The organism is Pseudoduganella violacea (assembly GCF_014191875.1).
Classification (GTDB): Bacteria; Pseudomonadota; Gammaproteobacteria; order Burkholderiales; family Burkholderiaceae_D; genus Rugamonas; species Rugamonas violacea_A.
The window spans coordinates 206,252-217,972 of the sequence record NZ_JACHXD010000001.1 but is presented as its reverse complement, the minus strand read 5'-3'; the positions used below and the strand labels follow the sequence as shown (position 1 = coordinate 217,972).

The 11,721-nt window shown below is 65.1% G+C and carries 11 protein-coding genes; 1 reads left to right on the top strand and 10 read right to left on the bottom strand.

The window, feature by feature from the left end:
• Nucleotides 1-2: 2 nt before the first annotated feature.
• From gshA to FHS03_RS00920, 6 genes are all read right to left on the bottom strand, one after another.
• Nucleotides 3-1,595 (bottom strand): glutamate--cysteine ligase, encoded by a 1,593-nt coding sequence (gene gshA / locus FHS03_RS00945; RefSeq protein ID WP_183439157.1) that lies wholly within the window; start codon nt 1,593-1,595, stop codon nt 3-5.
• A 158-nt stretch (nt 1,596-1,753) separates the two neighbouring features.
• Complete coding sequence (gene prmC / locus FHS03_RS00940) at nt 1,754-2,608, bottom strand: peptide chain release factor N(5)-glutamine methyltransferase (protein WP_229426008.1); 855 nt, start codon at nt 2,606-2,608, stop codon at nt 1,754-1,756.
• Complete coding sequence (locus FHS03_RS00935) at nt 2,581-3,048, bottom strand: disulfide bond formation protein B (RefSeq protein WP_183439156.1); 468 nt, start codon at nt 3,046-3,048, stop codon at nt 2,581-2,583. The genes prmC and FHS03_RS00935 overlap by 28 nt, the downstream gene beginning before the upstream one ends.
• 237 nt (nt 3,049-3,285) lie before the next feature.
• Entirely contained in the window at nt 3,286-4,362 is a 1,077-nt protein-coding gene (prfA, locus tag FHS03_RS00930) for a peptide chain release factor 1 (RefSeq protein ID WP_183439155.1), read from the bottom strand.
• Nucleotides 4,363-4,449: 87 nt separating this feature from the next.
• On the bottom strand, nt 4,450-5,724 hold the full coding sequence (hemA, locus tag FHS03_RS00925) for a glutamyl-tRNA reductase (RefSeq protein WP_183439154.1): 1,275 nt from the start codon (nt 5,722-5,724) through the stop codon (nt 4,450-4,452).
• Nucleotides 5,725-5,809: 85 nt separating this feature from the next.
• Nucleotides 5,810-6,499 (bottom strand): response regulator transcription factor, encoded by a 690-nt coding sequence (locus FHS03_RS00920; protein WP_183439153.1) that lies wholly within the window; start codon nt 6,497-6,499, stop codon nt 5,810-5,812.
• Between the two features lie 201 nt (nt 6,500-6,700).
• On the opposite strand from FHS03_RS00920, the gene FHS03_RS00915 reads away from it, so the two are divergent.
• Nucleotides 6,701-7,183, top strand: a complete 483-nt coding sequence (locus tag FHS03_RS00915; RefSeq protein ID WP_229426007.1) for a hypothetical protein — start codon at nt 6,701-6,703, stop codon at nt 7,181-7,183.
• Nucleotides 7,184-7,323: 140 nt separating this feature from the next.
• Here the strand turns inward: FHS03_RS00915 and minE are convergent, their stop codons facing one another.
• The 4 genes from minE to metE form a co-directional block, all read right to left on the bottom strand.
• Nucleotides 7,324-7,575: a cell division topological specificity factor MinE gene (gene minE / locus FHS03_RS00910; RefSeq protein WP_050410249.1), complete on the bottom strand. Its 252-nt coding sequence runs from the start codon at nt 7,573-7,575 to the stop codon at nt 7,324-7,326.
• The gene (gene minD / locus FHS03_RS00905) at nt 7,576-8,391 is read right to left on the bottom strand and encodes a septum site-determining protein MinD (RefSeq protein WP_183439152.1); all 816 of its coding nucleotides are present in this window, start codon (nt 8,389-8,391) and stop codon (nt 7,576-7,578) included.
• Nucleotides 8,392-8,418: 27 nt separating this feature from the next.
• On the bottom strand, nt 8,419-9,180 hold the full coding sequence (gene minC, locus FHS03_RS00900) for a septum site-determining protein MinC (RefSeq protein WP_183439151.1): 762 nt from the start codon (nt 9,178-9,180) through the stop codon (nt 8,419-8,421).
• 124 nt (nt 9,181-9,304) lie between these two features.
• A complete protein-coding gene (metE, locus tag FHS03_RS00895; RefSeq protein WP_183439150.1) occupies nt 9,305-11,674 on the bottom strand; it encodes a 5-methyltetrahydropteroyltriglutamate--homocysteine S-methyltransferase in 2,370 nt (789 codons plus the stop codon).
• Nucleotides 11,675-11,721: the final 47 nt, after the last annotated feature.

The following is an 11,721-nucleotide window of genomic DNA, read 5'->3' as shown; positions in this document are numbered from 1 at the left end:
TCTTACTCGCAGTTGGGACAAAGATTGCTGGCGCGGTAAGCCTGCACATAATCGTCGAAGCTGCCGGTCTGGCTGCGTTCCAGCGCGGCCTGTTCCGCCAGCGATTCCGCGGCCAGCTGGCCGAAGTAGGCTTCCTCGTCGCGATTGGCGGGATGGGCGCGGAAGTAGGCCGCATGCCGCTCGCTCTGGCGCAGGCCGAAGGCGGCGAACGAGCCGCCATTGGCGCGCAGCTCGGCCAGCACGCGCGCCGAGGGCGTGCGCTCCGGATCGTCCAGCTTGGCCGCCTGCACCGCCAGCGAGGCGGCGTGCACGCCGTCGCCGCGCGCCTGGTCCAGCAGGGCCGCCACCGGGCGGATACGTTCCAGCAGCGCCAGGCCCCAGTCGCGCAGCGCCACTTCTTCGCCGTCGCGGCTCAAGGTCAGGCCGGGACGGCGGCCGTCCTTCACGGTGCGCGCGAAATTCTGCGCGTACAGGCGGCTTTGGTCTTCGGAAATGGTGGGGCTGTCTTCCAGCGCGCAGAACAGCAGGAAGGCGTCCAGGAAGCGGCCCGTCTCCAGGCTGATGCCGACCGGCTCGAAGGGATCGACGTCCATGCAGCGCACTTCGATGTACTGCACGCCGCGCAGGCACAGCGCCTGGATCGGCCGCTCGCCGGTGCGGATCACGCGCTTGGGCCGGATGGTCGAGTAGTACTCGTTCTCGATCTGGATCACATTGGTCGACAGCTGCACCCACTCGCCATCGCGTTTGGTGCCGATGCGCTGATACGGCTCGTAAGGCTGGTTGACGGCGCGCGTCAAGGTCGCCACATAGCTGTCCAGCGAATTCTCGTGCGGGCTGAGGCCGGATTGCGCATCGTTCTGGTAACCGAGGTCGCTCATGCGCAAGCTGGTGGCATACGGCAGATACAGGGTGTCGGCCGACAGCGTCTCGAGCTTGTGCGGCTGGCCGCGCAGGAAGCCGCTGGCCAGCGCCGGCGAGGCGCCGAACAGATACATCAGGAGCCAGCTGTAGCGGCGGAAATTGCGTATCGCCGCCAGATAGGCTTCCGACTGGTAAGCCTTGGCGGTCAGCTTGCGGTCGCCATTTTCTTCATGATTGAGCAAGGCCCACAGATCCTCGTCCAGCGAGTAGTTGTAGTGGATGCCCGCGATGCATTGCATGGCCTTGCCGTAGCGCAGGGCCAGGCCGCGCCGGTACACATGCTTGAGCATGCCCAGGTTCGACTTGCCGTACCAGGCGATTTCGATCTCGTCCTCGGACGGCAACTGGCAAGGCATGGACTGGCTCCACAGCAGCTCCTGGCCCAGTTTGCCGTAGCTGAAGCGGTGGATGGCGTCCAGCTTGTGCAGCGTGTCGGCGATGTCATGCTCGGCCGGGGTGATGAATTCGAGCAGGGTTTCGGCGTAATCGGTGGTGATCTGGGGATGGGTCAGGGCCGAGCCCAGCGCCAATGGATGGGGCGTGTGCGCCAGATGGCCGTCCGCCTGGACGCGCAGGGTTTCGCGCTCAATGCCGCGTAGGCCTCCGCTCAGCAGCGGGCGGTGCTGGGCATCGGCCAGCAGGGCCAGGCGGCGTGTCAGAAGATTGGACAATTGGCTCTTCCTTTCCTGTACAGCATATATAAGATTGGTGCGAGAGTAACCGAAAACGGAAAAGTGCGTGCAGCGCCGGCAAAAACCGTCCACCGGCGCGCAGCCGGCGCCGCCGATGACCTCAAGCTTGGTATTTTATCAAAGCGGCGCCGGGCCGCTCAGGCCAGGCGGCCGCCCGACACGCGTTCGATGCCGGCCAGATCCTGCCAGCTCTGCACCTCAAGATAGCCCGCCGCCGCGAGCAGGCCACGCACGGCGGCGGCCTGGTCATAGCCATGCTCCATCAGCAGCCAGCCCTGGCCCAGCAGATGGCGCGGCGCGCCGGCGATGATGGTGCGCAGCGCCGACAAGCCATCGGCATGGTCGGTCAACGCGCCCACCGGCTCGAAACGCAGATCGCCCTCGGACAGATGGCGGTCGCCGCTGGCGATATACGGGGGATTGGAGACGATCAATTCGAAGCGCTCACCGCCGTCCAGCGCCGCATACCAGCTGCTGTGCAGGAAGCGCACCGGGGCCTGGTTGGCCGCCGCATTGCGCTGCGCCACGGCCAGCGCCGCGGGGCTGACATCGAGCGCGCTGACGGCGGCGTCGGGCCGGCTATGCGCCAGCGCCACGGCGATGGCGCCGCTGCCCGTGCCCATATCCAGCACCCGGCCGCGCGGCGGCAGGCGCTCCAGCGCCAGTTCCACCAGCAGTTCCGTTTCCGGGCGCGGAATCAGCACCGCGTCGCTGACCTCGAACGCCAGACCATAGAATTCGCGCTGGCCGATGATATAGGCCACCGGCTCGCCGCGCAGGCGGCGTTCGATCAAGTCCGACAGGCGCGCCGCCTCGGCCTCGGTCAGCATGCGCTCCGACTGCGTAATCAAACCGACCCGGTTCAAGCTCAGCGCATGGCAGACCAGGATGCGGTTATCCACCGCGTCCAGGCGGGTTTGCTGCTGCAGCGAGGCGACCGTGGCACCGGCCTGCACGTGCTGGCTCATGCGCGGCGGCGCAGCAGCGTCCATAGCGACACCAGCGCGAAGATGCCGAACCACACCACGGCCCACTGCGGAATCGACAGGCCGAAGAAGCCCTCGGTGGCGTTCTCGCACAGGCCATCGGCCTGGAACACCCAAGGCAGGAAGGTCGCGGTCGGGATTTTATTGAGGAAGGTTTCCATCGGATCGATGCCGCAGGACAGGCCGGGATGGGCCAGCACATACAAATGCTTGGCGCCCACGCCGACGCCGCCCAGCGCCGCCAGCAAGCCCAGGCCCGCGCCCAGTTTCGGCTTGCGCGCAAACGCGCCGACCAGCGCCGTGACGCCGATCGCGATAAACAGATAACGCTGAATCACGCACAGCGGACAAGGCAGCAGGTCCATCACATGCTGCAGATACATCGCCACCGCGATCATGCCGAAGCTGGCCGCAGCCACCGAAATCAAGACAGAGCGAGAAGTCATCGTCAAAAGAAAGAAAAGTAAAGTCCGCGCCATTCTCCCACAAACCCCGCGCCCCCGGCCTTATACCGCCCTTAACCCCGCCTTTGCGCCAAATCAAACAATGTCCCACCCTGGTGTCAGGCACCAAGGTCGGACATTTGCTGATCTAGATCAAAGAATGTCCTACTCCAGTGCCTCGGCGGCCCCGCCTGACACCAGGGTGGGACATTGTTTGCGGCAGATCAAACGCGGTGGGGCTTAGTCGCCGAGGGCGGCGAGCTGTTCGGCCTGGTGTTCGGCGGACAGGGCATTGGTCAGCTCGTTGAGCTCGCCATCCATGATCATGTCGAGCTTGTACAGCGTGAGGTTGATGCGGTGGTCGGTCATGCGCCCTTGCGGGTAGTTGTAGGTGCGGATGCGCTCGCTGCGGTCGCCCGAGCCGATCAGGCTCTTGCGCGTGGCCGCTTCCTTCGACTGCTGTTCGCGCAGCTGCACGTCCTTGATGCGCGCCGCCAGCACCTTCATGGCCGAAGCCTTGTTCTTGTGCTGCGAGCGGTCGTCCTGGCATTCGACCACGATGCCGCTTGGCAGGTGGGTGATGCGCACGGCCGAGTCGGTCTTATTGATGTGCTGGCCGCCCGCGCCCGAGGCGCGGTAAGTGTCGATGCGCAGGTCGGCCGGGTTGATGTGCACGTCCTCGACTTCGTCGGCTTCGGGCATCACGGCCACGGTGCAGGCCGAGGTGTGGATGCGGCCCTGGGTTTCCGTGGCCGGCACGCGCTGCACGCGGTGGCCGCCGGACTCGAACTTGAGCTTGGAATACACGCCGTGCCCGATCAGGCGCGCGATCACTTCGCGGTAGCCGCCCAGATCGCTTTCCGAGGCGCTCACGATTTCCACCTGCCAGCGGTTGCGCTCGGCGAAGCGGGTGTACATGCGCAAGAGGTCGCCGGCGAACAGGGCCGACTCGTCGCCGCCGGTGCCGGCGCGGATTTCGAGGAAGATATTGCGCTCGTCATTGGCGTCCTTGGGCAGCAGCATTTTCTGCAGCGCCAGTTCCAGCTCGGCCATGCGCGCCTTGGCGGCATCGATCTCGTCCTGGGCGAAGTCCCGCATCTCGGGATCGGCCAGCATGTCCTGGGCGGCGGCGATGTCGGTCTGGGCTTGCTGGTAGTTCTTGTACAGCTCGACCAGCGGGCCCAGTTCGGCGTGCTCGCGCGTCATCTTGCGGTAGCTGTCCATATTCGCCGTGGCGCCCTCGGCCATCAGCAATTCGTCGAGTTCGACGAGACGGTTGGCGAGTTGGTCCAGCTTGGCCAGCATTGATGGTTTCATGGCATTCGATTCGGTGAGGGGCGCGGGCAGCGCGGGAAAAACGGCAAGGCCGCCGCAGGGCGCGGGCGGCCGAGGAAGACGCGGGCGCTAACGGCGGCCGCGGAACAGCTGGGGCAGCAGGGTGGCCAGCTGGGCGCGCTCGTCGCCCTGGGCACGGTGCAGGGCCTGTTGCGGGCCGTGCATGAATTTGGCGGTGAGGCCCTTGGACAGGGCTTCCAGCACGGCTTCCACATCCTCGCCCTTGGCCAGCATCTTGCGCGCGCGTTCCAGTTCCATCTGGCGGATCGCTTCGCCGCTTTCCTGCAAGCCCTGGATCACCGGCACCACGGCGCGGTCGTCGATCCAGTGCATGAACGATTGCACGCGGGTTTCGATGATGGCTTCGGCCTGGGCCACGGCGGCCTGGCGGTTTTCCAGGCCGGTCTGCACCACCTTGCCCAGGTCGTCCACGGTGTACAGGAAGACGTCGTTGAGGCGGCCCACCTCGGCTTCGATATCGCGCGGCACGGCCAGGTCGACCATGAACATGGGTTTGTGGCGGCGCGCCTTGATGGCGCGTTCCACCAGGCCCAGGCCGATCAGCGGCAGCGAGGAGGCGGTGCAGGAAATGACGATATCGTACTGGTGCAGCTGGTTCTGCAGGTCGGCCAAGCGCATGGCGCGGCCGTTGAAGCGGTGCGCCAGCAGCTCGCCGCGCTCCATGGTGCGGTTGGCGATGGTGATCGATTTCGGATTTTGCGCCGCGAAGTGGGTGGCGCACAGTTCGATCATCTCGCCGGCGCCGATGAACAGCACGTTCTGGTCGGCGATCTTGTCGAAGATGCGCTGCGACAGGCGCACGGCGGCGGCCGCCATCGAGACGCTGTGGGCGCCGATTTCCGTGGTGCTGCGCACTTCCTTGGCGACCGAGAAGCTGCGCTGGAACAACTGGTGCAGATAGGTGCCGAGGCCGCCCGCTTCGTCGGCGGTGCGGATGGCGTCCTTGATCTGGCCCAGGATCTGGGTTTCGCCCAGCACCATCGAATCCAGGCCGGAAGCGACGCGGAAGGTGTGGCGCACCGCATCGTGCTGGGGCAGCAGATACAGGTGGGGCCGCAGTTCGGCGTAGTTGAGCTTGTGGAAATCGGCAAGGAAATGGGCGCCCGCGTCGAGGCCGTTGTCGGCGCCGCTGGCCGCGTACAGCTCGGTGCGGTTGCAGGTGGACAGGATGGCCGCCTCGTCGCTGAAACGGTTGTCCAGGCGCTGGAACCAGTTGCGCGCCGCCGTCACCGCCGTGCCCAGCTGCTCAGGCGCGAACGCCAGCCGTTCGCGCAGGGCGACAGGCGCAGTGGTATGGTTGAGGCCGACGGCAAGAACTTGCATTTCTGGAATTTTGGCAGGCGTTGGCCGACATTATACCGTGATGTTCCCCCCGGTACATTTTCTTGCCCGGACTGTGGCGCTCCTGCTAGACGCCAAGTTTCTCCAGCCGGTAGCCGTAACTATAGACCGGCACCAGGCGAAAACCGTTCTCCGGCTTCAGTTGCAGCTTATTGCGCACGCGCGAGACATGGGTATCCATGGTGCGCGAAGGGACATCGGTTTCGCGGATCCACACGGTCTCGTGGATGTAGGCGCGCGACAGCGGCCGGCCGATATTGCGGAAAAACAGCAGGGCCAGCGAGAATTCCTTATGCGTCACGTCGAGCACGAGGCCGTCGCGCAGCAGGCGGCCCGGGCGGGTTTCAAACACATACTGACCGAATTGCAGCTGCTCCGCGCCGTTCTGGGCCGGATAGGCGCGGCGCAGCATGGCTTGCACGCGCGTTACCAGCTCGCTGCGCCGCAGCGGCTTGACCAGGTAATCGTTGGCGCCGGCGGCCAGGCCGGCCACGATATCGTCCTCGCCCGCGGTGGTGGTCATGAAGATGACGGGCGCCGGCTCGGGCAGGCGTTCGCGGGCGCGGCGCATCAGTTCGGCGGCATGGGTATCCTCGGTTTGCCAGTCGAGGATCAACATATCGTAATTCTCGCGGCGCAGCTGGTTCAGCACATCCTTGCCGGTCTGGAAGCCATGGCAGACATGGCCGGCGGCGCTCAGCACCTGGCAGATCAAGTCCGTCTGATTGCGTTCTTTATCGAGTACAACGATTCTCATATAGACAGGCTTGTTAAACAATGGTTACAGGAATAATAACAGGGATTTACAATTCACATCTTCACGAACTGTAACGTTCTATTAAGAAATTCCATCCTGCGGCGGTGCGGACCCGTCTAGCGATAACACGGTACACTGGAAAAAGACGCTAATCAATTAAATTTTACAAAAATTGCAATATTGCATAGGAGAAGCCGCCGCATGCCCGACTGGACCCTGATGCCCGCCTCGGAGCGCGATATTGAAGAGGTGAAAGCCCGTTGCCGGCGCATCGTCAAGCGCCGCGCCGCCGTCTCGGCCGGGATTGCCGCCGTGCCGCTGCCGGGCGTCGACCTGGCGGCCGACCTCGGCCTGTTCGCCGCCGTCATTGACGACATCAACCGCGAATTCGGCCTGACCCCGGCCCAGATCGAGCGTTTGCAGCCCAGATTCCGCCTGGTCGCGTATGAAGCCGCGCTCAGCGTCGGCGGCATGCTGATAGGAAAATTAATCACCAAGGAGCTGGTGCTGCAGCTCTTGCGGCGCAGCGGCGCCAAGCTGGTGGCCAAGCAAGCCACGCGGATCGTCCCGATCGCCGGCCAGATCGCCTCCGCCGCGATCGGTTTTATTGCCTTCCGCCAGATCGGCAACCAGCACATCGACGCCTGCGCCAAAGTCGCCGCCGAACTGCTCGCCGCCCGCTAAGCCTTTGATCTGCATCAAACAATGTCTAACCCTGGTGTCAGGCACGAGGGTCGGACATTCTTTGCGCCAGATCAAACAATGTCCGACCCCAGTGCCTGACACCAGGGTGGACATTTGTTGAGGAAGATCAAACGGTGGGGTCAGGCGTCGGGCAGGACGACGTTGACGTCGAGGACTTCGAGGTTGCCTTGGCGGTCGAGCGAGATCTTGATGTCGTCGGCGTTGACCTTGGTGTACTTGGAGATGACTTCGATCAGCTCTTTGTGCAGGGCGGGCAGGAAGTCGGGGCCGCTACGGCCGTTGCGTTCGCGGGCGATGATGATTTGCAGCCGTTCCTTGGCCGCATTGGCCGATTTCGGCTTGCTGGGGAATAAAAAGGAAAGCAGGGCCATTTACTTTGCTCCAAAAATACGCTGCAGGAGACCTGGCTTTTCGTAGTTGGTGTAGCGCAGCGGCGTTTCGTGGCCGAGGAAGCGCGAGATCACGTCTTCGTACGCGTTCGCGACGTCGGTGCCCTTGAAGTGGATGGCGGGATTGCCTTGGTTCGAGGCGTGCAGCACTTGCTCCGATTCGGGAATGATGCCGATCAGGGGAATGCGCAGGATCTCTTGCACGTCGGTGAAGGACAGCATTTCGCCGGCTTCCACGCGTTTCGGCGCGTAGCGGGTAATCAGCAAGTGCTCTTTCACCGGTTCGCCGCCGGACTGGGCGCGGCGCGATTTGGCCTGGATGATGCCGAGAATGCGGTCGGAGTCGCGTACCGAGGAGACTTCGGGATTGGTCACGATCAGCGCTTCGTCGGCGAAGGTCAGCGCCATCAGGGCGCCATGCTCGATGCCGGCCGGCGAGTCGCAGATGATGTACTCGTAGCCCATATTGATCAGCTCGTGCAGCACGGCTTCCACGCCCTCTTCGGTCAGCGCGTCCTTGTCGCGCGTCTGCGAGGCGGGCAGGATGAACAGGTTCTCGCAGTGCTTGTCCTTGATCAGGGCCTGGTTCAGCGAGGCTTCTTTGTTGACGACATTGATCAGGTCGTACACCACGCGGCGTTCGCAGCCCATGATCAAGTCCAGATTGCGCAGGCCAACGTCAAAGTCGATGACCACGGTCTTGTGTCCGCGCAGGGCCAGGCCGCTGGCGAAGCTGGCGCTGGAAGTCGTTTTGCCGACACCGCCCTTGCCGGACGTCACAACAATAATTCTTGCCACAAATAATCCTTTTTTGAGTGCCGTGCTTTATGCGCGGGTTGCGGAATTGACAGATTGTATATCCAGTCGGTCGCCGACGAGCCTGATTTGTGTGGGCTGTCGCGCGTGGGCCGCAGGGAAACCGTCTTCGAAGGTGCTATACACACCGGCGATCGACAGCAGTTCGGGCGCCATCGACAGGGCAAAGATGCGGGCGTCGGTTTTGCCGGACGCCCCGGCCAGCGCGCGGCCGTTGAGGGTGTTGTACACGTGGATGCTGCCGTCGGCGATCAGTTCCGCGCCATTGTTGACCACGGCCATGACGATCAGGTCGCCGCCGCGCGCGTAAATGCGCTGGCCGGCGCGGACCGGGGTGTCGATGATCATGGTGCCGCCGGCGCCCACGGCCGGTGCGGCGGCCGGGGCGGCTGCGCTGGCCGGCGCAGCCGCCTTGGCCGGGGCGGGCGCCGGTGGCGCCGGCTCCTCGCGCTTGCCGCTGTCGAGCGAGAGGCCGTGGGCCTGGATCTCTTCCACCATGTCCGGCGTGGCGTTGCGCACGGCCACCGGGTTCAGGCGGTATTTCTTGAGCAGGGCGATGGTGCTGGCCCAGTCGATGCGCTCGCTGCCGGGCGCCAGGGAACCGACGTCGATCACGGCCAGGTCGCCTTCGAAGAAGTCCGGCACGCCGCCGGTCATTTCGTTGAGCGCGGCGTCGAGCGCGATGCCATCCGAGGTGTAAAGGATGGCGGAAACGGCGACGACGGTGGAAATCTTGATTTCGATGGGCTTCTGGAACGTGCTTTTGGACATAAACGGTAGTAAGAAGTGGGCTGGCCCGGCCCCAGCATTCTACTGTGGAAAATCAAGAAAGGGGAGTGGCTTTGCTCGAATCAAAGCGCGCTCCCCCCAGCATCCATGCGTGTTACAGCCGTTTTTACGCCGCCGCGGCCTTTGTCTCGGCGCGCAGCTGGCGCGCCGCGCTGACCATATTGGCCAGGGCCAGATTGGTTTCGTCCCAGCCGCGCGTCTTCAGGCCGCAGTCCGGGTTGACCCACAGATTGGACGGCGGGATCACGGCGCTGGCCTTGCGCAGCAGGGCCGTCATCTCGGCGGCCGAGGGCACGCGCGGCGAGTGGATGTCGTACACGCCGGGGCCGATCTCATTGGGGTAGCGGAACTGGCCGAAGCCGGCCAGCAGCTCCATGTCCGAGCGGCTGGTTTCGATGGTGATGACGTCGGCGTCCATGGCGGCGATCTGCGGCAGGATGTCGTTGAACTCGGCGTAGCACATATGGGTGTGGATCTGGGTGGCGTCGCGCGCCACGCTGGCGCTCAGGCGGAAGGCCTTGGTGGCCCAGTCCAGGTAGGCGTTCCACTGGCTGCGGCGCAGCGGCAAGCCTTCGCGCACGGCCGGTTCGTCGATCTGGATCACGGCGATGCCGGCCCGCTCCAGGTCGGCCACCTCGTCGCGGATGGCGAGGGCGATCTGCAGCGCGGTGCGCTCGCGCGGCTGGTCGTCGCGCACGAAGGACCATTGCAGGATGGTGACGGGGCCGGTCAGCATGCCTTTCACGGGCTTTTTGGTCAGGCTTTGCGCATGCACGGTCCAGGCCACGGTCATGGCGGCCGGACGCGCCACGTCGCCGTAGATCACGGGCGGCTTGACGCAGCGCGAGCCGTAGGATTGCACCCAGCCGTTCCGGGTGAAGGCGAAGCCGTCGAGCTGCTCGCCGAAGTATTCGACCATATCGTTGCGTTCGGCCTCGCCGTGCACCAGCACGTCCAGGCCGAGGATTTCCTGGCGCTCGATGGCGTAGGCGATTTCCGCGCGCATCGCGGCCTGGTAGGCATCAGCCGCCAGCTCGCCGCGCTTGAAGGCCGCGCGCGCACCGCGGATGGCCGGGGTTTGCGGGAAGGAGCCGATGGTCGTGGTGGGGAAGGCGGGCAGGCGCAGACGCTCGCGCTGCACTTGCTGGCGTTGGGCGAAGGGCGCGGCGCGGCGGTCGGCCTGGGGATCGGCGGCCACCGCGTCCAGGCGCGCCGCGACGGCGGCATTGTGCACGCGGGCGCTGGCGCGGCGGGCGGCGATGCGGGCGCGGGCCTCGGCCAGCGCGGCAGCGCTTGCCTCGGCGCCAGCCGCAGCGGCGTGCTGGCCGCCATCCCCCAGCGCCACCGCCGCTTTCAGCACGGCCAGTTCCCCGAGTTTTTCGGCGGCGAAGGCGAGCCAGCTTTTCAGTTCCGGATCGAGCTTGGTTTCGGCATCGAGGCTGAACGGCACATGCAGCAGGGAGCAGGAGGTGGACAGCCACAGCTTGCCGTCGCGCTTGGCCAGCAGCGGCGCCAGGCGGGCCAGGGCCGCATCCAGATCGCTGCGCCAGATATTGCGGCCGTCGACGATGCCGACCGACAGCACCTTGTGCGCCGGCAGCCAGTCGGCCACATTGATCAGCTCATGCGCGGCGCGCACGCCATCCACATGCAGGCCGGCGACCGGCAGGCGGCAGGCCAGGCTCAGGTTTTCTTCGAGCGGGGCGAAATAGGTGGCCAGCAGCAGCTGGGCGCCAGCCTGATTCAGCTGCCAGTACGCCTGCTCGAAGGCGTTGCGCCAGGCCGGGGGCAGGTCCAGGCCGAGAATCGGTTCGTCGATCTGCACCCAGGCCACGCCCTGTTCCTTCAAGCGGCTCAGCAGCGCGCCATACACGGGCAGCAGGCGTTCCAGCAGGTCGAGGCGGGAGAAGCCCTCGGCCGCCGCGCGCTCCTTGCCCAGATACAGGAAGCTCAAGGGGCCGAGCAGCACGGCCTTGACGGGATGGCCCAAGGCCTGCGCTTCCGCCACTTCGCCCAGCAGGCGCTCGCCGGCCAGGGCAAAGGCGGTCTGCTCCGAGAATTCCGGGACCAGATAGTGGTAGTTGGTGTCGAACCACTTGGTCATTTCCAGCGCATGGCCAGCATGGCCGCAGCCGGGACCGTGGCCGCAGGCGGCGTCGGTGCGGCCGCCGCGCGCCATCGTGAAGTAGCGCGCCAGGGCCGAATCGCGGCTACGGAAGCCGAAGCGGGCCGGTTCGCAGCCGAACAGCTGGATGTGGTTGGCGACGTGGTCGTAGTAGGCGAAGTCGCCGACGGTGACGAAATCGAGGCCGGCGGCGCGCTGCTGCGCCCAGTGGCGCGCGCGCAGTTCGCGGCCGACCGCCTCCAGCTCGTTTTCATCTGCTTCGCCGCGCCAGTGGCGCTCCAGCGCGAATTTCAGTTCGCGCGCCGCGCCGATGCGCGGGAAACCGGGGATATGGGTCTGAATTGCATTCATGAAATTGTCATCCGCATTAAATATTGGTGATGTAGAGTGTGCGACAA